19 protein-coding genes are annotated in these 22,480 nt (G+C 40.5%); 10 read left to right on the top strand and 9 right to left on the bottom strand.

Annotated features, from left to right (window positions below; genetic code table 11):
• The first annotated feature begins 31 nt into the window (after nucleotides 1-31).
• Complete coding sequence (locus tag CXF95_RS10750; protein WP_198556450.1) at nucleotides 32-1,624, top strand: IS66 family transposase; 1,593 nt, start codon at nucleotides 32-34, stop codon at nucleotides 1,622-1,624.
• 488 nt (nucleotides 1,625-2,112) lie between these two features.
• Here CXF95_RS10750 and fur read toward each other — a convergent pair whose 3' ends face one another.
• The 5 genes from fur to CXF95_RS10725 form a co-directional block, all read right to left on the bottom strand.
• A complete protein-coding gene (gene fur / locus CXF95_RS10745) occupies nucleotides 2,113-2,532 on the bottom strand; it encodes a ferric iron uptake transcriptional regulator (protein WP_101198654.1) in 420 nt (139 codons plus the stop codon).
• 108 nt (nucleotides 2,533-2,640) lie between these two features.
• Nucleotides 2,641-3,165 carry a flavodoxin FldA gene (gene fldA / locus CXF95_RS10740; protein ID WP_101198653.1) on the bottom strand — a complete coding sequence of 175 codons (525 nt, stop codon included), beginning with the start codon at nucleotides 3,163-3,165 and terminating at the stop codon, nucleotides 2,641-2,643.
• Nucleotides 3,166-3,234: 69 nt separating this feature from the next.
• Nucleotides 3,235-3,444 carry a DUF2788 domain-containing protein gene (locus CXF95_RS10735; protein WP_101198652.1) on the bottom strand — a complete coding sequence of 70 codons (210 nt, stop codon included), beginning with the start codon at nucleotides 3,442-3,444 and terminating at the stop codon, nucleotides 3,235-3,237.
• Between the two features lie 86 nt (nucleotides 3,445-3,530).
• On the bottom strand, nucleotides 3,531-4,304 hold the full coding sequence (locus CXF95_RS10730; protein WP_101198651.1) for an alpha/beta fold hydrolase: 774 nt from the start codon (nucleotides 4,302-4,304) through the stop codon (nucleotides 3,531-3,533).
• A 2-nt stretch (nucleotides 4,305-4,306) separates the two neighbouring features.
• Entirely contained in the window at nucleotides 4,307-5,944 is a 1,638-nt protein-coding gene (locus tag CXF95_RS10725; RefSeq protein WP_101198650.1) for an electron transfer flavoprotein-ubiquinone oxidoreductase, read from the bottom strand.
• A 456-nt stretch (nucleotides 5,945-6,400) separates the two neighbouring features.
• On the opposite strand from CXF95_RS10725, the gene CXF95_RS10720 reads away from it, so the two are divergent.
• From CXF95_RS10720 to CXF95_RS10710, 3 genes are all read left to right on the top strand, one after another.
• Nucleotides 6,401-7,150 (top strand): electron transfer flavoprotein subunit beta/FixA family protein, encoded by a 750-nt coding sequence (locus CXF95_RS10720; protein ID WP_101198648.1) that lies wholly within the window; start codon nucleotides 6,401-6,403, stop codon nucleotides 7,148-7,150.
• Nucleotides 7,150-8,076 (top strand): electron transfer flavoprotein subunit alpha/FixB family protein, encoded by a 927-nt coding sequence (locus CXF95_RS10715; protein ID WP_101198647.1) that lies wholly within the window; start codon nucleotides 7,150-7,152, stop codon nucleotides 8,074-8,076. Before CXF95_RS10720 ends, CXF95_RS10715 begins: the two co-directional genes overlap by 1 nt.
• A 371-nt stretch (nucleotides 8,077-8,447) precedes the next feature.
• Nucleotides 8,448-8,630 carry a hypothetical protein gene (locus tag CXF95_RS10710; protein ID WP_101198645.1) on the top strand — a complete coding sequence of 61 codons (183 nt, stop codon included), beginning with the start codon at nucleotides 8,448-8,450 and terminating at the stop codon, nucleotides 8,628-8,630.
• Nucleotides 8,631-8,806: 176 nt separating this feature from the next.
• On the opposite strand, the gene CXF95_RS10705 is transcribed toward CXF95_RS10710, so the two are convergent.
• The 3 genes from CXF95_RS10705 to CXF95_RS10695 form a co-directional block, all read right to left on the bottom strand.
• On the bottom strand, nucleotides 8,807-10,327 hold the full coding sequence (locus CXF95_RS10705) for a DUF3336 domain-containing protein (RefSeq protein WP_101198644.1): 1,521 nt from the start codon (nucleotides 10,325-10,327) through the stop codon (nucleotides 8,807-8,809).
• A gap of 102 nt (nucleotides 10,328-10,429) precedes the next feature.
• Entirely contained in the window at nucleotides 10,430-10,738 is a 309-nt protein-coding gene (locus CXF95_RS10700) for an isoamylase early set domain-containing protein (RefSeq protein ID WP_101198643.1), read from the bottom strand.
• 283 nt (nucleotides 10,739-11,021) lie between these two features.
• On the bottom strand, nucleotides 11,022-11,996 hold the full coding sequence (locus CXF95_RS10695; protein WP_101198642.1) for a GlxA family transcriptional regulator: 975 nt from the start codon (nucleotides 11,994-11,996) through the stop codon (nucleotides 11,022-11,024).
• Between the two features lie 183 nt (nucleotides 11,997-12,179).
• Between CXF95_RS10695 and CXF95_RS10690 the strand changes: the two genes are divergently transcribed.
• The 6 genes from CXF95_RS10690 (at nucleotide 12,180) to CXF95_RS10665 (ending at nucleotide 20,935) form a co-directional block, all read left to right on the top strand.
• Entirely contained in the window at nucleotides 12,180-13,985 is a 1,806-nt protein-coding gene (locus tag CXF95_RS10690; RefSeq protein ID WP_101198641.1) for an acyl-CoA dehydrogenase, read from the top strand.
• A gap of 40 nt (nucleotides 13,986-14,025) precedes the next feature.
• Entirely contained in the window at nucleotides 14,026-15,030 is a 1,005-nt protein-coding gene (locus tag CXF95_RS10685) for an NADP-dependent oxidoreductase (RefSeq protein WP_101198639.1), read from the top strand.
• Nucleotides 15,031-15,071: 41 nt separating this feature from the next.
• A complete protein-coding gene (locus CXF95_RS10680; protein ID WP_101198638.1) occupies nucleotides 15,072-15,836 on the top strand; it encodes an SDR family oxidoreductase in 765 nt (254 codons plus the stop codon).
• A gap of 496 nt (nucleotides 15,837-16,332) precedes the next feature.
• Complete coding sequence (locus tag CXF95_RS10675) at nucleotides 16,333-18,822, top strand: prolyl oligopeptidase family serine peptidase (protein ID WP_101198636.1); 2,490 nt, start codon at nucleotides 16,333-16,335, stop codon at nucleotides 18,820-18,822.
• A 201-nt stretch (nucleotides 18,823-19,023) separates the two neighbouring features.
• Entirely contained in the window at nucleotides 19,024-20,661 is a 1,638-nt protein-coding gene (locus CXF95_RS10670) for an IS1634 family transposase (RefSeq protein ID WP_101197715.1), read from the top strand.
• A 25-nt stretch (nucleotides 20,662-20,686) separates the two neighbouring features.
• The gene (locus CXF95_RS10665) at nucleotides 20,687-20,935 is read left to right on the top strand and encodes a hypothetical protein (RefSeq protein ID WP_101198635.1); all 249 of its coding nucleotides are present in this window, start codon (nucleotides 20,687-20,689) and stop codon (nucleotides 20,933-20,935) included.
• 46 nt (nucleotides 20,936-20,981) lie between these two features.
• On the opposite strand, the gene CXF95_RS10660 is transcribed toward CXF95_RS10665, so the two are convergent.
• The gene (locus CXF95_RS10660) at nucleotides 20,982-22,421 is read right to left on the bottom strand and encodes an IS66 family transposase (protein WP_101197042.1); all 1,440 of its coding nucleotides are present in this window, start codon (nucleotides 22,419-22,421) and stop codon (nucleotides 20,982-20,984) included.
• Nucleotides 22,422-22,480 lie beyond the last annotated feature (59 nt).

Here is a 22,480-nt window from a genome sequence, read left to right as displayed (position 1 = left end):
ATCAATGCGCTAATTTGGTATACTTTACGGCATGAAATTAGCGCCGCAAGACACTGAAAATAAAGCAAAATTACATCTGGATGCGATGAGCCAGATGACCGCATTGCTGTCTGAAAAAGACGATGTCATCGAACAGAAAACGGATGTCATTGCCGAGCAAAAGAAACGAATAGCGATGCTTGAAGAGTACTTGCGGTTGGCCAACTCAAAACGTTTTGGCGCCAGCTCTGAGCAAACACCACCACAGCAAGGTCACCTGTTTAATGAAGTAGAAGCGGTGGCTGAGCCTGAGCCTGTCGACTCACCTTTACCTACAGGCAACGAGCCAAAGGCCAAAACCGGTCGCAAGCCACTGTCCGACAAATTGCCCCGCCTTCAGGTGTTCGCTTATTTGAGTGATGAAGAAAAAGTGGGTGCCATTGACACCTTCTTTGTCAAAGTCAGGGAAGAGCTGGATATCATTCCCGCTCAGGTACGTGTATTGGAATACATGCAGGAAAAAGCGACCTTCAAAACACAAGATGATGGCCGCACGGTGAAAGCCGCCCAGCTTATCAAACATCCTGTCCCCAAGGCCATGGGGAGCGTCAACCTGATGACCTATATCATTATTTCAAAATACGCCGATGGCATGCCGCTTTATCGACTTGAAAACATCATCAAACGTTATGGCGGTGAAATATCAAGGGCCACACTGGCCAACTGGGTGATTGCCCTGTCGAAACAAGCCCAACCTTTAATTAACCTACTCAGGGAGCATCAACATTCGGGCCCACTGATTTGTGCGGATGAAACCCGCATTCAAGTATTGAAAGAGCCAGATCGTTCGCCCACTTCACATAAATGGATGTGGGTAACCCTGGGCGGGTTACCGCAGCAACGAAGTGTCTTGTTTGAATACGATCCCTCCCGTGGCAGGGAGGTACCCTTGCGCCTGCTTGATGGGTTTACCCATGGCTACCTGCAAACCGATGGCTGTGCCAGTTATAACGAGGTATGCAGACAAAATCAGTTAATCTCGGTGGGTTGCTGGGATCATGCACGACGAAAATTCCGTGAAGCCAAAGATGGGCAACCCAGGGCAATGAAAGGCAAGGTAACCAAAGCGGATATGGCACTGAGCCTTATCAATAAGTTGTACGTGGTAGAGCGTCAAATCAAATTGCTAAGCGCGGATGAAATTTATCAGGCCAGGCAACAAAGAAGTGTGCCCATACTCAGCGAGCTGAAAACATGGCTGGAGCTCAATCGCCCCAGAGTCGACAAAGGAGGATTGACGGGCAAGGCGATGACCTATTTACATAATCAGTGGGAAAAGCTAATGGTTTACAGTACGGATGGTCGGCTGAGGCTCAGCAATATTCTGGCTGAAAATGCCATTCGTCCCTTTGCTGTTGGTAGGCGCGCCTGGTTATTTGCCGATACCCCAGCAGGCGCTAATGCCAGTGCAATCCATTATAGCCTGATTGAGTCAGCCAAAATTCATGAGCTTGAACCTTACGCTTATCTCAATGCCGTGTTCAAGGCGTTACCCTATGCTGACACGGTTGAAAAGATCGAAGACCTCCTGCCATGGAATTTCAAAAATTCAAAACCCAGTTGGCTACCCCCGCACGTTCAATAGCGCTTACTGTGAACTGTTAGATTATGACAAGGATATTTATACTTGGAAAGTACGTCGGTTTATTAAGCGCTTACGTTAGGCTCCATAGGAGGAGGCGCTGACGAAGTGATGCTAGGTATTATCTGCAAGCTTATGAATATTATGCCTCGCTCATAACTTAACAAGAACAACTAACTGATTCTAGCCATGATAAAACGGATGCGGTAACACTAAAAATTGGGTGTGTTAGTGGCAATTCCTAAAATTGAGATACTGATAAGATGAGGTCGTTAATACTTATCTGGATGTTTCAGAATTGATATCAGCTTAGGCACAGCAGAAATTACTAGCTTGAGAAGGATAAAGCACTATATAGATTTAAGACTCCTTGTTTTCAGCGCTCACTAGCGCAGAATTCTGGGGGGAGGTTTTATACACTTTCATTTAGTATCGTAAAGTAAGGCAAAAAAAAGCCGCTAGAATTGCGGCGTTATTAAAAATCGAAAAAATTAATCTTCGTCACAGTCTACTTTACATTCACCATACAGATATAAACTGTGATGGGTGAGTATCATATTGTGACGTTCAGCTACTTCTTCTTGGCGTTTTTCGATAACGTCATCTTCAAACTCAATCACCTTACCGCATTTTAAACAAACCAGATGATCATGATGATTTTTATGACTAATTTCAAAAACTGATTTTCCACCTTCAAAGTGATGACGGTTTAGAATGCCTGCATCATCAAATTGATTAAGTACCCGGTAAACCGTGGCCAAACCAATATCTTCGTCATGGTCAATTAGAATCTTATAAACGTCTTCAGCACTGATATGTTGATTTTCAGGGAGCTGTAATATCTCTAGGATTTTTAAGCGAGGGAGAGTAACTTTTAAGCCCGCTTTTTTTAATTCTTTATTTTGATCCATTATTTTACTTTCATAAAAAAGTGTGAGGTCATTATAGGGTACCTATTTGGATTTAAAAGTTATTTACTATTATCAATTATAAAAGGAGGTTCAGCTCCTATTATAATTTCAACTTAATTCTGCTAAACATAGTTCGTCATGGATTTGTTTACACCAAGCTTTTACTCGTTGTTCGGTCAATTCGGGTTGACGGTCTTCATCAATACCTAAACCTACGAAATGGTTTTCATCAGCCATACCTTTAGATGCTTCAAAGTCATAACTTTCTGATGGCCATTGGCCAACTAAAATTGCACCTTTAGCCTCTACAATATCTCTAACCATTCCCATCGCATCTAAAAAATATTCAGCATAATCTTCTTGATCACCACAGCCAAAGATCGCCACTAATTTATCTTCAAAATCTATTAATTCGAGTTCTGGAAAAAAGTCATCCCAATCACATTGAGCTTCACCATAATACCAAGTCGGAATACCGAAAAGTAAAAGGTCAAATTCAGCAATATCTTCTTTGCTGCTTTTGGCAATGTCTTTAACATCTATTAGGTTTTTGCCTAATTCTTTTTGGATCATCTTAGCAATATGTTCTGTATTGCCAGTGTCGCTGCCGAAAAATAGCCCCACACTTGCCATTATTACTTATTCCTCAACGTAAATGAAAATTCAATTTGGTTACAATCAAAACTAGCATCTTTACAGATATCAGCTGTCGATAACCAATTGCATGATGCCCTTAAATATAAATCCTGCGGCACCTAAAAACAGAACAAAATACACTACAACCTTACCGATAAGTGGTACGTTATTTTTCTTAAGTACATCATAAACTACGTAAGCCATCAGTAAGAATAGGCCTACAATCGCAATGTCCAATCCTATTGCTTCAATTTGCTCATAATGATCACTTAACATGTACTTGGTTCAACTCTCTTAAAATCTGGCGCATATTAGCATAGAGTTTTTACTATGAAAAATGCCTTGAGTTATAGCACTCTGATTTATTTAAATATAAATGCCAATATTACTTTGGCACACAGTTCAGGTTTTTCTGCATGTAACCAATGTCCTGTATCACTTATCATTCTTGATTGACTATTAGGAAACAGTTTAAGTACTTCTTTTTTATATTCTGGCAGTAAGTAATCTGAATTTTCACCTTTGATAAATAACACGGGACCTACATAGGGCTGCTCCGATCCTATAGCCGCTGATAATTTTCCGTAATCTTTTTCAAGTAAAGTAAGATTAAACCGCCATTTCCAAATATCGTTTTCATGATACAAACTTTTTAATAAAAACTGCCGTGTTGAGCTATCAACGACATAATTTGATAAGGCTATATCCGCTTCTTTGCGGCTTGTGATATCTGATAACATCACATTGTTTAAACCTTGAAAAACGTTTGAATGGTTTGCTGGATATTGAACCGGCGCTATATCTAATACGATCAAGTGACTAATTAGTTCAGGTTGATTAATAGCAAGTTGCATTGCTACTTTACCACCCAAAGAATGTCCAACTAAGCTGAGTTGTGTAATCTTGAGACTGTCAACCAGTTCAGAAATAAGTTTGGCATACTGAGCAAAACTAAAGGTCTGAGTAAAAGCAGACTTTCCATGATCGGGTAAATCTACCGACAACACCTGAAATGTTTCAGTAAATTGTCTACGTAATGCCGTTAAATTATCCAAACTTCCAAATAAACCATGGATCAATAAAATCCAAGGTTTATCTGAGGAGTCTGAATGTATCTGATAATTAACTTTGGTCATAATCACATATTCGGATAGTTTGGTCCTCCGGCACCTTCAGGCACAACCCAAGTAATATTTTGGGTCGGATCCTTAATATCACAAGTCTTGCAGTGAACACAGTTTTGACCATTTATCTGAAGTTGTTTTTCACCTTGTTCTGATTCGATGATTTCATATACCCCTGCAGGGCAATAACGCTGAGCAGGTTCATCATATTGTGCCAAATTAACCGTGATAGGTACTGTGCTATCTTTTAGTTTTAAGTGACAAGGCTGTTCTTCTTCATGATTGGTATTTGATAAAAATACTGAAGATAATTTGTCAAAACTTAAAACGCCATCTGGTTTAGGGTAGTCAATTTTTACGCAGTCTTGAGTGTTTTTAAGCTGCACGTGGTCAGCTATGTCATCTCTAAAAGTAAAGGGCAAATTACCCTTGAACCAGTTCTGCTCAAGAGTGTTATATGCTCCGCCCATAAAGGTACCAAATTTATGTAGGGCAGGGCCGAAGTTACGAGATCTAAACAATTCATCATACAACCAAGAATCTTTAAATTTTTGGGTATAACTGCTTAATTCTTGGGAGGGTGTGGCATCTGTTTGGCTTAATACTTCCATCAGTGACTCTGCGGCTAAAAGCCCAGACTTCATGGCAGTATGATTGCCTTTGATTTTTGCAAAATTTAAGGTGCCCGCATCACAACCTACCAATAAACCGCCAGGAAAAGTCATTTTAGGCAAAGAATTAAAGCCACCTTTAGCAAGCGCTCTTGCGCCATAAGACACACGCTTACCCCCTTCAAGATATTGTTTAAATACAGGGTGATGTTTAAGGCGTTGAAATTCGTCAAATGGGCTTAAATGTGTATTGCTGTAGTTTAGGTCTAATATTAGCCCCACCAACACTTGGTTATTCTCTGCGTGATAAAGGTAAGAACCACCTGTGGCATCGGTGATAGGCCAGCCTGCAGTATGTACTACTAAACCTGGTTGGTGTTTAGCCGGATCAATATCCCAAATTTCTTTAAAACCAATACCGTAATGTTGTGGAGATTGGCCTTTGTCTAATTCGAATTTTTCAATTAGCTGTTTACCAAGGTGTCCACGACAACCTTCAGCAAACACAGTATATTTGGCTTTTAATTCCATACCAGGCATAAACGAATCTTTAGGCTGCCCTTCTTTATCTAGCCCCATATCACCGGTAATCACCCCACCAACACTACCATCTTCGTTAAACAGCACCTCTGAGGCAGCAAAGCCTGGAAATATTTCTACACCTAGAGCTTCCGCTTGCTCGGCTAACCAACGACATACATTGCCCATGCTAACAATATAATTGCCTTCGTTATGCATGGTTTTAGGTGTCATGAAGCCAGGGATTTTAGTCCCTTTATTTTCATTGTTAAGCCAATAAATATCATCTGCGGTGACGGGAGTATTAAGAGGGGCTCCTTTTTCTTTCCAATCGGGAAATAACTCATCCAAGGCACGTGTTTCGAATACAGCACCGGATAAAATATGCGCACCCACTTCTGAACCCTTTTCTACTACACAAACCATTAATTCTTGGTCTTTTTCCTGAGCAATTTGCATCAACCGACACGCAGTTGACAGACCAGCAGGGCCAGCACCGACTATTACTACATCAAACTCCATCGATTCTCGTTCCACTTGTTTGTCCTCTTTTAAGTTTCAACTATTCATAAAAATGTATATAACTATTCATAAAATAAATACTTCTGAACCTTATTCATAAGCATATTTTAGTCGGCGAATGTCTATAAATGCACCAGATAACGCTTTTAATTGGACCAATGATAATACCACTGGTTAACAATTTTGAAGTATATAATAATTATAAAACCATATAAAATCTCTATATTTAACAGTGTGTTAATTAATATATTAGTATTTAAACAAGGTGATCCTAAACTAGATTTTTAACATATACTATGACATATAATACTCGTTTAAAGCACTGTCCATAGCAACTGACTGCAAATTGATATCTAAGTTGACGATAACGTCAACACAAAGTAAATTGTCGCCAACCAGATTTGAGTCGCTAGTTAATTCAAATTATAAACTTGTTACCTGTAAGTAGAGGTGAAAATGAAAATTCTCGTGCCAGTAAAACGCGCCATTGATTACAACGTAAAAGTCAGGGTTAAACCAGACAACAGCGCTGTGGATTTAACTAACGCTAAAATGTCGATTAATCCTTTTTGTGAAATAGCAGTAGAAGAAGCTGTGCGCTTGAAAGAAAAGGGCTTTGCTACAGAGATAGTAGTGGTCTCGATTGGTGATAAAAGCTGCCAAGAGCAAATACGCACCTCACTAGCACTTGGTGCTGACCGCGGTATTCAAATTGATACAGACTTAACCCTTGATTCGTTACAAATTGCTAAGTTATTACAAAAGGTAGTTGAAAAGGAAGCACCTGATCTAGTTATTCTAGGTAAGCAATCCATTGATTCTGATAATAACCAAACCGGTCAAATGTTGGCTGCACTCACAGGAATGCCACAGGGTACTTTTGCTTCTGAAGTTCTAGTTGATTCCGGTAAAGTGAAAGTCACCCGTGAAATTGACGGTGGTTTACAAACTATCGAGCTGACTTTACCCGCGGTTGTGACAACTGATTTAAGACTAAACGAACCTCGTTATGCGTCTTTACCGAACATAATGAAAGCTAAACGTAAACCTCTAGAAATTATGCCTGCTGCGGATTTCGGAGTTGACCTAACATCAACTGTTAAGATCCTTAAAGTTGAAGCGCCTGCGCAACGTCAAGGTGGGATTAAAGTGGCTAATGTTGCTGAATTAGTCGACAAATTAAGAAATGAAGCGAAGGTGATCTAATGGCTATTTTAGTATATGCAGAACATGACAACGAGCAGCTTAAAACCGAAACTCATAAACTTATGCATGCCGCATCACAACTAGGCGGTGAAGTTCATTTGTTAGTTGCTGGTTTTGGCTGCGAAGCTGTAGCGACACAAGCCGCTAAAATAGACGGTGTAAGCAAAGTATTATTGGCTGATAATGCTGAATATGCTCAGCAAATGGCGGAAAACATTGCTGATTTGGTGACCGAACTAGGCAAAGACGCAAGCCATGTATTGGCGGCAGCTACGACTACTGGCAAAAACTTTATGCCAAGAGTGGCAGCCTTATTAGATGTTGCTCAGATTTCTGACATTATCAAAGTCGAAAGTGCCGATACCTTTTTAAGACCAATATACGCTGGTAACGCCATTGCGACGGTACAATCTTCTGATAAGATTAAAGTTATTACCGTTAGAACCGCTGCATTTGATGCCGCAGGTGAAAGTAACACAGCACCAATTGAAGCGTGCACCGTGGTGAAGGTCTTAGATAAATCGGTGTTTGTCTCTGCTGAATTAACTGAATCTGAAAGACCAGAATTAACGGCCGCAGATGTGATCATCTCTGGTGGTCGTGGCATGCAAAATGGAGAGAATTTCAAATTACTTGATGGCATTGCCGACAAACTGGGCGCTGCCATGGGCGCGTCAAGAGCAGCAGTGGATGCTGGTTTTGTACCAAACGATATGCAAGTAGGTCAGACAGGTAAAATTGTTGCACCTAACTTGTATATAGCAGTAGGTATATCTGGGGCAATCCAACATTTAGCCGGAATGAAAGACTCTAAGGTGATTGTTGCTATCAATAAAGACGAAGAAGCACCCATATTTCAAGTGGCAGATTATGGCTTAGTGGGCGACTTGTTTGATATATTACCAGAGCTTGAAGCTGCTTTATAAGCAATATTGATTATGTTTTATTAAAGCCATGGCTGTTTACGTCATGGCTTTTTTTGCCCTTGTTCAATTTCATCCTCTAGTCTCTGTGCTTGGTACCCCAATCCAACTGCGTCAAGTGGATGTGATCGTGTTTTATACACTCATTATTTGACTATTTCCCATGGTTTGCTTCCGGATACAAAAACCAATAAAGCCTTCCCATCTAAATTGTCTAGGATATCAATAAAATGGTCTGTTTAATGCTCAATATGGTCTGTTTAATGCTTAAGTAAACTTAGGTTAAATTTAAAAATGTTCAATTCACATAGTGAATTGTTGTCAGTCTGCCGATAAAGGATTAAAAATCACTCACGACACTAGAAGGTATTAGTATGTCTTGTTTAACTCGTTCACTTCAACAAAATCTAAGGCGCTACCTTATGTCTCATGGAGATATGGCTGACGCTAAAGCCCCCGAGACAGTGCGCGAAAAACTGGTCGAGTTGGGTGTATGCCCATCAGATGTAACTCCTGATCAGGTGTCTATTATTTTAAAAAGTATGAGCCTGAACTAATCACTATTTTTTATAAAGGTCAATATTATTGACTGCTACTTGCTTTACTAAGATAAACATTTAGGGTGGGGTGCTCATTTATTATCGTTGGCTCCGACAGTATTGACCAACAGGCGGCAGAGTCTTACCTTAGTGTCTAATGGAAGTAATAAATAATTTAGGTATTCATTTAACTATCAGCCAATAATTGAGGCCGTGGTGATGGGGGACATTGGCCGCTCAGTTTTTCGACGACTCACTTTATAAAAACGTTTAATGTTATGATCAGAATGGTTATCCATAATCTGTTCTAACGTGTGACTTATATTAGAGCAAATTCTAATTTGTTCTAATTGTGGCCAGGTTGAACGTTCACCTTCGTTGACTAACGCCTTAATTTCATCTGTGGTGAGTTGCCCCAGAAGTTTTTGAGGTCTGACAAAGCTGAAGCTAGGTACAATATTCACATCACCTTTGTAATCTTGTGCCAAAACTGAATAGAACATATTCATAACTTTCCCAATATCTGGAAGCCTACGAAGATAACGCCGACTATATTGTTCCCCTGTTTTTAAAAATTCATGAGAAGAAAAACGTATAATATTTTTTGCGCTTCTTGGGATGGGCATATATTCTTCACCTTTGATAATGGCTAGCGCTAACGGATTCGCCTGACTAACGATATAATGGTTAACGCCATAAAGTCTGGCCAGCCTTTTTGCAGGAAGGTCATCCGTAACGGCCCCGTCTACCCATCGACGATTTGGTAAATATGGCTGGGTCTCACCATAAACATTTTTAGCCATCAACATAACAGGGGGGAAAACACCAGGCAATGCACAAGACGCCATGACCGCAGAACGCACATAAACATTAGGCGAAGTAACCGCATTCATTAATCTGGAAGTTTGGTGTTCTTCAAATGGTGCGATAGTGATACTAATCATTCTGCCTGTTTTCTCGTAAGCTTCTTGAAAAGTGATATCTGGGATCACGGCCTCCAATGTGATTTTTAATGAAGCAGAGTCCACTTGGTCGCGAACAAAGCGTTTAGGTTTGTTGTCAATACTAAGTTGTAAAGGGTCCAGCAGCATGTCACCTTGAAGTGCAAGGGTCAGTTCATCATTTGTATAGGTTCCAAGTATTGCAGCAAATATTGCCCCTGCACTTGACCCAGAAATGACATTTGGTAGCACCTGATGTTCGAATAATGTCTTGATCACTCCAAGATGAAAGTGCCCAAGTGAACCGGCCCCACTTAGCATTAATGCTGAACGGCCAAAACAGCGGCTTGCACGTTCAAAAAAATCTTGTTTGTCTTTATTCGAAATTTCACTGGACTCAGGGAGTGTAGAAATGTGTTCGAGTGCATTGACTGTCTCATCAACATACTCTTCAATTAATCGTTTTGTACCGAATTTTGCCAGTTTATAAAGAATGGGTTTACCCATGCCCCCCTGATTGCCATGAATTCCCTCATTGAGTGCGAAAAGTAATCCAATATCATCCTTTTCTTGTCTTAGTCTTCTCAGTGTATCGATTCTGGTGCGAATGTTCAGGTGATCGTAACTATTCGATACTTCTTTATTTTTCCACGCTTCAAGACCAGAAGTCGAGTCGTGCTCAATGGCAAACTGCTTCCAATCAGCATGATTTTTGGCATGACGCATTTTATTATCTAGACGAAAAAGAGAGAGGCGTTTAGATATAGACAACATAATATTTTTTCCTGAAAAAATATTAATGATGTTGAATTTGAAAAAAACGGAGTCTAAGAAGATGAAACCATTTAGTGACTTCACCTTCCTTTAACTAATCGTTTAAACATGCACAACGGAGTTATCGGCAAAAGATACTGGCGAAGGTATGTAGGCATCCGCCTCCCAATCATTTTCCCAAGCCTTATCATCTAATAAATATCTAAACTGGTACTGCGAGTTTTTGACTAAATCAACGGTGGTAGTAAAATCACCATTTTTTAGTTTTTTCATCGGCGCAGATGTCAGATCCCACTCATTAAAATCACCCACTAAACGTACCGAATCAGCTGCATGTGCTTGTTCTTTGGATAATTTAAATGTGACCTTACACATTGCCTTAGATTTCAAATATTGCTTTTTAAAAGCCATCGTATTTCTCCTGTAAATCTGCTGTAAAAACTAATTGTTGTTAAAAATTGTTTGCAAATGCTCAAAAAACGAGCATTTGTGTTGGTTTTTGGTGCAATCAATAAATTGTACTAAATGTTAATATGATGATTTAACTTACTGATAAGTATGTATTATATGGCCAAATTTTCATTATGCACTTACTTTTATGTTTATTTTAATCATAAATTATGACAATCAGTCTAAGTCGAATTTAGTTTAGTGCAAAAAATGTGCAAAGTAATTTTAAATAAAAATTTTAGTCTTAACGTTTGAATTTTTTTGCGTACTGGCTAGGAGATAATCCAGTATGTTTTTTAAATAAACGAGTAAATGAACTCAGGTCGTCATAACCTACTTGGGTGACTATTCGTTCGATGCTGTCGTGAGTTGTTTCAAGTTGTTTCTTAGCGGCTTCAATACGTAATGTTTGTAAATATTCTAACGGGTTTTGTTCAGTCGCCTGTTTGAATCGACGATTAAATGTTCTGAGGGTAAGGTTAACCAATAAAGGTAAATCACTTACCGCAATCCTATTACTGTAGTTTGCCTCAAGCCATTCTTGGACAATTAATACATCAGGGTCTTGATGAAATTTCTTAGTGAGAATATTGGCATAAGCTACCTGTTCGCCCCGATAAATATCAATTACATGTGCCTTAGCCGTCGTTGTTGCAACATCATGGCCGCAATAGCGCTCAATCAACAACAGGGCTAAATCAAACCAAGCCATACCACCGCCAGAACAATAGATGTTTTGTGCAGAGGTGATCATTTTTTCTGCACATAAATTTACCTGAGGATAGCGGGATTTAAATAGACTGGCATAACCCCAGTGAGTAGTGGCTTCTTTTCCATCTAACAACCCCGCTTCTGCTAATAAAAATGCACCACTGCAATTGCTAGCAATATCTGATTGGTTAGCAAAGTGTTTTTGAATATGTGGCAATAAGCACTGGTTGTTCTTAATGACGTTAATGAGTTCACCGCCGATAGTGGGTATCAACAATAAATCGGTGTGTACGACATCTTCAATCGCTATATGGGTATTGATCACCAATTGATTAATACAACGAACAGGTCGTTTTTTTATCGAGGCAATTTGTACCTCAAAAAAAGGCGTTGGTTGCTGACCTTGCATACGCTGCCAAGTTACTCCAGCTAATGCAAACAAGTCCAGAGCACCAGTAATGGCACTCGCATATGCCTGATCAAAGCCAAGTATGGTTACTTTAAACACTAGGGTTCACTCTATAATAACTTAGGTGATTGGTCATAAATAACAGCTCGTTATATCTGTCATAAATGACCATTAATATGTCATATATGACAATAATAGCGAAGGCATATTTTTGTCAATCTATCTCCATCATTTAGAACATCTACAGTCTTTATCTAGAATCACTTGTTAAGGTAGAAGGATATGAACAACGAACTGGTCAAACGCAAAGAATTAGCGTTTCAATTATACGAAGTACTAGATACAGAAAACCTTTGTGAGCGAAAAAGATTTATCGAACACAATCGCGAAACATTTGATGCGGTGCTGGATATCGCAAATAAAATTGCCACAGAAAAGTTTGCTACTCACAATGCAAAAGGTGACGCTAACGAGCCAACTTTTGATGGTCAAAAAGTGCATATGATAGCTGAGGTAAAAGAAGCTTTTGACGCCTATGTTGAATCAGGCTTAATTGCAGGCCGATTTGACTTCGATGAAGGCGGTATGCAATTACCAGAAACAATCATGACAGCTTGTGCCGGGTATTTCATGGCAGCTAACCCCTCAAGTACCGGTTATCCATTTTTGACTATGGCTGCTGCAAACGTAATACGCAACTTTGCCTCACAGCAACTTAAAGATGCCTTTATGCCGAAAATGTTAGCCGGGGAATTTACTGGCACTATGGCTCTGACAGAGCCACACGCAGGCTCGTCCTTAGCTGATATTCATACCACTGCAATTAAACACCAAGACGGAAACTATCGGCTCAAGGGCAATAAAATTTATATCTCGGGTGGCGATCATGAATTGTCTGACAACATAGTGCATTTAGTTTTAGCTAAAATCAAAGGTGCACCGGCCGGTGTTAAAGGTATTTCACTATTTGTGGTGCCTAAATTCCGCCTCGATGCAACTGGAAACCCAGCTGAGAAAAATGACGTCGCTTTGGCGGGGCTGATCCATAAAATGGGATATAGAGGTACCACCTCTACCGCTCTCAGTTTTGGTGAGAAAGAAGATTGTCACGGATACTTGATAGGCGAAGAGCATCAAGGTTTACGTTACATGTTTTTAATGATGAATGAAGCTCGTTTAGGCGTAGGTTTTGGCGCTGCAATGATAGGTTATAGTGGTTACCAATATTCATTAGAGTATGCCAAAGAACGCACCCAAGGACGTGTTGCACCGAATAACAAACCTACCGATAAACCTGCCACTATCATTCAACATGGCGATGTGAAACGAATGTTGTTGGCACAAAAATCTTATGTCGAAGGGGGCATGGCACTGTGCTTTTACGCTGCGCGTTTAGTTGATGATTCACATACGCTCAATTCAGATCATGATAAAAGACAGGCTTCAGAATTGTTGGATTTATTGACGCCTATAGTTAAAGCATGGCCCTCAGAGTTCGGACCAAAAGCTAATGACTTGGCGATTCAAGTTCTAGGAGGGGCCGGATATACCCGTGAATACCCGGTTGAACAATGTTGGCGTGATAATAGGCTTAATCCAATCCACGAGGGAACTAACGGTATTCAAGCATTAGATTTATTAACTCGTAAACTTTGGCAAGCTAACGGTTCAGGGCTGAAATTATTACAACAAAGAATGGAAAGCGATTTTGCCAAGGTGACAGGTGAACAAAGTCAGAAATTGATTGAAAATTTATTGCCCTATCTAAAACAAATGCATTCCTTGTTACCTTTGCTTGGGCAACACCTAAAGTCTGAAAAACAACCCATTTTGTTAGCTAACGCAACCTGCTTTATGAATATATTTGGCCAAGTCGTGATGAGTTGGTTGTGGATACGTCAAGCAAATGTAGCTGAGAATGCATTGGCGGCAGGAAACTTATCTGCGCAGGATGAGGCATTTTATTTAGGTAAAGTTCAAGCGGCTAAGTATTTTGTTCGCTGGGAGTTACCTGCAGTACAAAGAGATATTGCATTGTTAAATGATATGGATGATAGCTGCAGTGAAATGCAAGCTGAATGGTTTTAATCCATTGGTCTTCACCTTGAAAATTAAATAATGAGGAATTATGAAAAATATACAATTTTTATTAGCATCACGACCTGTTGGTATACCCACTAGCAAAAACTGGGACTTTGTCGAAACCGACGTTGCAGAATTAGCCGACAATCAGGTATTGGTCCAAGTGGAATATATTTCATTAGATCCTGCCATGCGTGGCTGGATGAATGACGGTAAATCCTATATTGAACCCGTGCAAATTGGCGCCGTAATGCGTGCCGGCACTGTAGGTAAAGTTCTTAAGTCTACCAGCAGCCAATTTTCTGAAGGTGATTATGTGTATGGGCATTGTGGCGTGCAAAAGTATGCCGTAGTGGGTATCGAAGGACTACACAAAATTGATCCAAGCTTAGCACCATTAGAGCGATACTTAGGTGTATTAGGTATGCCTGGAATGACCGCTTATTTTGGTTTATTGGATACGGGTTTACCTAAAGCTGGCGAGACAGTAGTGGTGTCCGGTGCCGCTGGAGCAGTAGGCTCAGTGGTAGGTCAAATAGCTAAGATAAAAGGCTGCAAAGTAGTAGGGATTGCTGGGGGTCCTGAAAAATGTGCCTACCTTGTGGATGAGTTAGGTTTTGATGCAGCCATTGATTATAAAAATGAAAACGTGAAAAAGTCGCTACGAGTAGCTTGTCCAAAAGGCGTTGACGTGTATTTCGACAATGTTGGCGGTGAGATACTTGATGATGTATTAACTCAAATACGTATGAAGGCACGTATCGTGATCTGTGGCGCTATTAGTCAATATAACAATACAACTGCTGTAAAAGGGCCATCTAACTATCTTACGTTACTGGTAAATAGAGCCAGAATGGAAGGTATTGTGGTATTTGATAATGTCGCAAATTATTCTAAAGCTGCAGCTGAAATGGCAGGTTGGATTGCAGAGGGAAAATTAGTCGCAAAAGAACATGTTGTTAAAGGTATTGAGCATTTCCCAGAAACATTATTAATGTTATTCAACGGCGAAAACATGGGTAAGTTAGTCCTTAAAGTTGAAGCGGATTAATAATAACAATTCAGTGACGTATTCAGATTGAGAGACATTTTATGAAAAAAGATATTTTTGATTTAAACGGCAGAGTCGCATTAGTAACAGGTGCAAGTCGTGGTATCGGTGAGTCTATAGCACGATTACTTGCAGCTTACGGTGCACGAGTGATCGTTTCTAGCCGTAAGATTGACGGTTGCGAAGCCGTAGCACAAAGTATTCGTGACGACGGTGGTGATGCGGTGGCTATGGCTTGTCATGTAGGTGAAATGGCACAGATTGACAATGTCTTCGAACAAATCAAAGAGAAATATGGACGTTTGGATATTTTAGTAAATAACGCTGCGGCAAACCCCTACTTTGGGCATATTCTAGATACTGATTTAGCGGCATTTGATAAAACCGTAGATGTAAATATTCGTGGGTATTTCTTTATGTCCACCGCGGCCGGTAAAATGATGAAACAGCAGGGCGGTGGCGTAATTTTAAATACCGCTTCAATCAATGGCATTTCTCCAGGTATGGGGCAGGGTATATACTCCATTACTAAAGCCGCGGTTATTAGTATGACGAAAGCCTTTGCTAAAGAGTGTGGCTCGTTGAATATTCGTGTTAATGCCTTATTACCGGGATTAACCGAAACCAAATTTGCCTCAGCTTTAACCAGCAATGAAAAAATCTTAAAAACCGCCTTGATGCAAATTCCACTAGGAAGAACCGCACAACCCGATGAGATGGCGGGTACTGTTTTGTACCTTGTCTCTGATGCTTCAAGTTACACTACGGGCACTACTGTTGTGGTTGATGGCGGTTTTTTAAGTTAGGCATTTGGTATAGAATAAATTTTTTAGACGGTAACTGTAAAGTTGCCGTTTTTATTTCTGCTAGTGTGAAAGAGGCGCCTCAGCTTACTTTGTTTTATCCTCGCCAAATTCGTCACTTTTTAAATAAACACCCCAGTTGCCCATGCCATATTATCTTCCCTGAGTCAGAATCTAATTTTTCACTTCCAGATGTTATTAAGGTGCTTAAACAACAACCAGAGCTTCCAGAGCTTAATGGGGAACAAAATGCCTATCACCATGGATTTATGAATAAGGATTCAAAGGCCTTTAATGCAACCGCTTATAACCATTATTGCCAAATGTTAAAGGGACTTCTTACATAAAAGTAAATCCTATCTGGTTTTTGTTAGTGTAAATGTTCCGTAACGTAAGGCACTAAAATATATACAATTTTTATTTATTGTTTTGCCAAATGCCCCCTAAATGCGCTTTAATAGCGTTGGCGTTTATTTTAATATTGTCTAAGGCTTACTGCATGTTTAAACTCAATAAAAAAGGCTTATTATTAGCCAGTGTTACCACTTTCCTATTTGCCTGTTCGGCAACCCAATCTGATGTTCCTATTGTTAGTAAAGATAATGCTGCACCGCCTAAGGTAATCAAAGCAGTTCAGCCGCTCCCAACTAACATTCAGTCTAAGCGGTTAACCCTAGAACAAATAATGGCTGATCCCGACTGGATGGGCCGACAACCTACTTCAGCGTATTGGGCTGATGATAGTGAAGCTGTGTTTTATAAACAAAAGCAGCTAGGTTCTCCCTTATCTGACTTATGGACTAAATCGATAAATGAGCAAGGCAATGGCAATAAAATAGAATTAAGTGCATTGCACTTACATGCCTATGAAAAAAGGATCGTTAGTCAAAATAAACAAATGACCGCATGGGTGTTTGAAGGCAATGTTTTTGTTAAAAACCTTGCTAATAATCAATTAAAGCAGCTAACCAAAGACAATAAACAGCCATACAACTTAGTGTTTCTAAATGATGGGCGTCTAAGTTTTCAAAGTGGTGATGCAATCTATGCCATACATCCAGAGGATGGTCTTTATGAGCAACTAGTCTCATGGCAATTTGCCGATGAACCCAAGGCATTAGATGAGCCTGAAGATTATATTGCCGAACAACAACAACAGTTAATTGAAGTAGTGGCTTTAAAACGTCAGCAAAAAGAATTACGTTTTAAAAGAGAACAACAGCTTGCACTACAAAATAATACCCTTGCCCCTGCTGATTTTTATTTTCCAGAAGATAATGAAACCGTAGAAGCGAGTTTATCGCCTAACGGTAAATGGTTAGTGTTGGTTGAACAAGAAGAGTCTAGTTGGCGTGATGATGGTGATATTATGCCTAACTATATTAATGAAGACGGAAGAATAACTACCGACAATGTGCGCCGCAGGGTAGCAGATGCCCAACCAGTGAAACACAATATTTGGTTACTCAACCTCGATGCTAGGTCGAAACGAAAAATCAGTTATAACAGCTTGCCTGGATATAACGAAGACGTATTGGAAACAGTGAAGCGGGAGAACGCAGCAGCTAAGGGTGAAAATTATATAGCCAATCGCTTGCCTAGAGACATTAGCCTTATGCAGGATTGGTATTGGTCGCAAGGGGCGATTCAATGGCATAGCGATGGTGAAAATGTCGCCATTATGCTGGAAGCGTGGGACAACAAAGACAGATGGCTTGCTACCATTGATACTGATAACGCAATCTTAATCAATCAACACAGGTTACATGATAATGCTTGGGTTAATTATAAGTTCAATAGCTTTGGCTGGTTAAATACAAGTACTGATTTGTACTATTTGTCTGAGGAAACAGGCTATTCACACCTTTATCTTAAACCTTTAAATGGTCAAGCTAGAGCTGTAACATCTGGAAAATTTGAAGTGGACTCTTTGACGTTAACTTCAGACGATCAATTTATGTATTTTAAGGGAAACAAAAAACATCCGGGCATATACGAGATATACCGTGTTGCTTTAGCTGACAATACCCTACAAGAAATAACCCATCTTAATGGCATGACCGATTATCAATTAAGCCCAGATGAACAGTCGTTATTATTGACGCATTCCAGCTTAGTTCGGCCTCCAGAGCTATATTGGCAATCTGTTGCTAAGCAATCAGCTATGCAGCTTACTCAAACCAGCAGTCAGGCATTTCTAGATATAAACTGGCTTGCCCCCGATATAGTGCCTATTAAATCTTCCCATACAGAGCATCCCATCTATTCGCGGGTGTATACCCCCAGAGATATGCAAGCCGGTCAAAAGTATAAAGCTGTAGTGTTTAATCATGGCGCAGGCTATTTACAAAATTCTCATCTTGGATGGTCGGGCTATTTCAGAGAATTTATGTTTCACAATCTGTTAGTACAACAAGGTTATGTGGTACTTGACATGGATTATCGGGCATCGGCAGGTTATGGCAGAGATTGGCGCACGGCTATTTATCGCCAAATGGGCACCCCAGAAATTCAAGACTTAGAAGATGGTGTTGACTGGTTGGTTGAAAACCTCGATGTAGACGCAAAAAGGGTTGGGACTTATGGTGGTTCTTATGGGGGATTTATGACGTTTATGGCATTGTTTAATTCTCCAGATTTATTCCAAGCGGGCGCAGCATTAAGACCCGTCAGCGATTGGGCTCACTACAATCACGGTTACACGTCAAACATACTCAATACACCTGATGTTGACCCTATTGCCTACGAAAGAAGTTCACCTATCTATTTCGCTGAAGGACTAGAAAATCCATTGCTTATCAATGCACCCATGATAGACAGTAACGTTTTCTTTGTAGATGTAGTGAGACTAGTTCAACGTTTGATTGAATTAGAAAAACAGGATTTTGAAACCGCAATTTATCCAGTGGAATCACATGGTTTTGTGCAACCTAGCTCTTGGCTGGATGAATATCGTAGGATCTATAAATTGTTTGAAACTAATTTATAAACCCATGCTTAGAAATGTCACGAGTAAAAACTTAATCATTTTGGTTGTGACATATCTGTCTAAGGATAAAAATGAATATCATTAATAAGTACATATTACTGACATTGATCAGACCAAATTGAATAATTTCTATTTATAATATTTCCCACAAGATCGCGGGTTTAGTACAATATCACCTCAACTTTTGAGGGTGAAATCACAATGAAAATCAAACGGTTAGACCACCATGGCATTGTTGCTGGCGTTATCGACGACTTAAACATGGTGCCTTTGTTAGATAAGCATTTGCCGCAAGATGATCTTCAAGAAATTAGCCCGGGCGAGGCGATAAAGGGCATGATAATGAATGGCCTGGGGTTTTGTAATCGCCCTTTGACGCTTAGCCCTCAGTTTTTTGCCAATCTCCCGATGGAGCATCTATTTCGTGAAGGCGTTGAGGCATCTCACTTTAATCGCCATAAACTAGGCCGAACACTGGACCAATGTTATGACTTTGGTTGTGAAAGTCTGTTTTCCTTGGTATCGCATCAGGCCTGCGAAATAGAGGCTGTAGATTGCCAGTTTAAATCCCTTGATACCACAAGTCATTCGTTAACCGGCGAGTATGCGCATGATGAGGAAGGCTGTGACGAGCATGTTATCAGAATTACACACGGTCATAGCAAAGCGCATCGCCCTGATTTAAAACAAGTTGTACAAGAAATGATTGTCAGTCAAGACGGAGGAATACCCTTGGCCGTTAAAAATTGGGATGGTAATAGCGCTGATACAAAAGTGTTTAAAGAGCGCGCTAAGGCGCTGGTCAAGATGGTGAAAACTGCGCCCAAGCCTAACTACTTGGTCGCTGACTGTAAGCTTTACCATAAAGACAATGCTGAGTTCTTATCGCAACTGACGTTTATTACGCTTATCCCGTCCACTATTAAACTAGAAAAAACACTCATTACAGAAGCCCTAACTGCGCAAGAATGGACGACTATTGATGACAACTACCAGTACACAGTGAATGAAGTAGAGCACATGGATATTAAACAGCGCTGGATAGTCGTCAATTCAAAAGCCGCAGGTGAGCGTGCAACAAAAACGATTGGCAGACAAGCCGACCGCGCCAAGGAAAAATTAGACAAAGAGTTATTTCATTTGCAAGCCCAGCGCTTCACTTGCAAAGAGGACGCACTGAAGTCGTTGGCCGCGCTTAACAAGCGACAAAAGTATCACCAACTGACTGAGCTTAACTGCATAGCACACAAGGTTTACGAGGGAAAAGGCCGACCTAAAAAAGATGCACCAGTCAAACAAATTGTATGGCAAACGAGCGCGGTGGTTGAGCTAAATGATAAAGCAATTCAACATGCTATTGAACAAAAATCATGCTTTATACTCGCCACAAATGCCGACGAAAAAGCGCTATCACCTGAGGGAATTCTGCATCATTACAAGGCGCAATCGGTGGTAGAAAGAGGGTTTAGATTCCTAAAAGACCCACTGTTTTTTGTGTCATCCTTGTTCATCAAAAAGCCTAGTCGTATCGACGCATTGTTAATGATCATGACCTTATCTTTATTGGTTTACTCAATCGCGCAACGACGCATGCGCGCGAGCATGAAAAAAGCCAATGAAACCATCCCAAACCAGATTAACATACCCTCTGCTACCCCCACACTGCGCTGGGTGTTTCAATGCTTCGAGGGTATCAACCTCGTTCAGCCTGAAGAAACCTATGATAAAACAAGCACTTACTTAGATGGATTCGATAAACTAAGGACAAAAATCATTAATTTGATTGGAGGCCATTCGCTGCATTTGTATAATATTCAAAAAAGTAGCGTGGGGGTCTGATCAATGTCAGATATTAGTATTAATTGTGGCGTTATTATCGAGTTGTATTGTGGTCCCTCACAGTGCTGAACGTTCGGATTTTAAATGTGCATTGTCGACAGACAAAAAGACCTTGAAAGTCATCAATCTTAATGACGGCGATGCCAATTTTTATGCTTGGCAAGACGAAATATTTTCATTTATAACGATACCTAGCTCGGCAATTATTTCGGGGGTATATGTAGCGGTGAATAATGTTTATTATATTGGCGAAAAACAAATTAAATGTAATTAACCTAATCGATTCTGAATTTTACTTGAAAGTGTTTATTATTTTGTAACTATTCAGGTCGCGCAGATGAAAAGATGTCAGGAAGCCTGCCCTTGAACAATAGTCGCAACGCCTCACTTGCTGAAACATCTTGCTTGCGACAACTGGATATGTAACTGCGAAGCAAACAAAACATATCCGCACCGTTTTGACTTCTGAAACATCCCGATATTTTTTGATGTACTTTTGTCATTCGAATATCGTTTTCCCCTTGATTGTTAGTAAAGGGGACATCTTTTATTTCGATAAATCTAAGCGCATCATTTTCAAATTCTCTGAGCCGTTCAAGCAAGGCGCGCGCTTTGGTTCGTTTTAAACGACCCCGTTGTCCTGCTGGTCGGTCCTCCTCATTTGGTGGCGGACACTCCTTATCACCCTCAAAGAGTATTTCACGGTACTGTTCTCTGGCGACGCGGGCAGACTCTGGCGTTAACTTACCGTCATTATCCTTCACGTCCTGACAAAGCTTGGTCAGCAGTGCACGCATTTCATTGGCCCATTTCTGCTTGTCTTGCTCCCACGCTCTTTCCAATTCTCTCAAATGATGGGCATTGCACAGAGAATGTTCACATAGGATATATTTGTAGTAAGGTTTCCAGTGGTCATGGCACAGAATGCCCGTAAAGCATGGCAGTATCTCGGCCGCATCCATGGCCTCTTTCCCACGTTTATCGTGGGCATGGAAATACGTCCAGGTAAGTGATGAGGCACAATGTAACCAACGCCGCTTGCCGTTAATGTTGACGCCTGTTTCATCAACATGCAGCACGGGTGATGCTCGTAGTGCGGCTTTGATCCGATCCGCGGCACCTGTTTGCTCAATTAAATCTGACGCTTTTTGATTGAAGTTAAACAAGGTTCCCGCACTGATCGGAATATTGAGTTGATCGGAAAAATACTCTTCAATACGTTTATAAGGCAGCAATTGATATTGTGACAGGTAAACCGCGTGCGCTTTAATGCCATCGCCATATTGGATAGCACTGTTAACACCTTGTGGAAACTCAGCTGTGAATTTCTTGCCTGTTTCGTTGAGCAGTATTTGCGCTCTGTATTCGGTGACCATGCGTGATATTTCTATGTCAACCACTTGACGACACTGGACGCCAGCATCACGATACTTCCCAGGAGGCAATAGCGCCCTGTTTACGGGAATATCCTTGACTACATCGGGCTCTTCGAACGGGCTCAGCGTTTTACCCTCCCGCCCTTTCTGGCCGCCGGCCGGATTGTCAGATTTAGTCCTTGAATTCTTCTTTCTATCAAAATCTGTGGAGGGTGGTTTACTGCTGTTTTGGCTATTTAGTCCTAATCGATTAGCAAGCAAAGACACAACCAGCATGATCAATTCAATTGCCGCTCTTAAGGCCGGCGAAATTGATTTATCCTCTGTAAGCAACTTTTTTGTTGAATCGATCACACTGTCGATTTCAATGCCGTCAATCTTCATTGGTTAATAACTAAAGTGATATTAAGGCAAGTCTGACATCCTAGCGGGATCAGTCAATA

This window comes from Paraglaciecola sp. MB-3u-78 (genome assembly GCF_002835935.1).
In the GTDB taxonomy this organism is placed as follows: domain Bacteria; phylum Pseudomonadota; class Gammaproteobacteria; order Enterobacterales; family Alteromonadaceae; genus Paraglaciecola.
The sequence above is the reverse complement of the archived record's forward strand: the minus strand, read 5'-3'. Positions and strand labels throughout refer to the sequence as shown.

Bases quoted from the DNA above. Each gene is read 5' to 3' on its own strand.
- CXF95_RS10680 (WP_101198638.1), top strand. From the start codon at position 15,072: ATGAAAAAAGATATTTTTGATTTAAACGGCAGAGTCGCATTAGTAACA.
- CXF95_RS10700 (WP_101198643.1), bottom strand. From the start codon at position 10,738: ATGGCTTTTAAAAAGCAATATTTGAAATCTAAGGCAATGTGTAAGGTC.
- fur (WP_101198654.1), bottom strand. From the start codon at position 2,532: ATGGATCAAAATAAAGAATTAAAAAAAGCGGGCTTAAAAGTTACTCTC.
- CXF95_RS10685 (WP_101198639.1), top strand. From the start codon at position 14,026: ATGAAAAATATACAATTTTTATTAGCATCACGACCTGTTGGTATACCC.
- CXF95_RS10735 (WP_101198652.1), bottom strand. From the start codon at position 3,444: ATGTTAAGTGATCATTATGAGCAAATTGAAGCAATAGGATTGGACATT.
- CXF95_RS10730 (WP_101198651.1), bottom strand. From the start codon at position 4,304: ATGACCAAAGTTAATTATCAGATACATTCAGACTCCTCAGATAAACCT.
- CXF95_RS10690 (WP_101198641.1), top strand. From the start codon at position 12,180: ATGAACAACGAACTGGTCAAACGCAAAGAATTAGCGTTTCAATTATAC.
- CXF95_RS10675 (WP_101198636.1), top strand. From the start codon at position 16,333: ATGTTTAAACTCAATAAAAAAGGCTTATTATTAGCCAGTGTTACCACT.
- CXF95_RS10705 (WP_101198644.1), bottom strand. From the start codon at position 10,327: ATGTTGTCTATATCTAAACGCCTCTCTCTTTTTCGTCTAGATAATAAA.
- fldA (WP_101198653.1), bottom strand. From the start codon at position 3,165: ATGGCAAGTGTGGGGCTATTTTTCGGCAGCGACACTGGCAATACAGAA.
- CXF95_RS10725 (WP_101198650.1), bottom strand. From the start codon at position 5,944: ATGGAGTTTGATGTAGTAATAGTCGGTGCTGGCCCTGCTGGTCTGTCA.
- CXF95_RS10720 (WP_101198648.1), top strand. From the start codon at position 6,401: ATGAAAATTCTCGTGCCAGTAAAACGCGCCATTGATTACAACGTAAAA.
- CXF95_RS10670 (WP_101197715.1), top strand. From the start codon at position 19,024: ATGAAAATCAAACGGTTAGACCACCATGGCATTGTTGCTGGCGTTATC.
- CXF95_RS10750 (WP_198556450.1), top strand. From the start codon at position 32: ATGAAATTAGCGCCGCAAGACACTGAAAATAAAGCAAAATTACATCTG.
- CXF95_RS10715 (WP_101198647.1), top strand. From the start codon at position 7,150: ATGGCTATTTTAGTATATGCAGAACATGACAACGAGCAGCTTAAAACC.
- CXF95_RS10660 (WP_101197042.1), bottom strand. From the start codon at position 22,421: ATGAAGATTGACGGCATTGAAATCGACAGTGTGATCGATTCAACAAAA.
- CXF95_RS10710 (WP_101198645.1), top strand. From the start codon at position 8,448: ATGTCTTGTTTAACTCGTTCACTTCAACAAAATCTAAGGCGCTACCTT.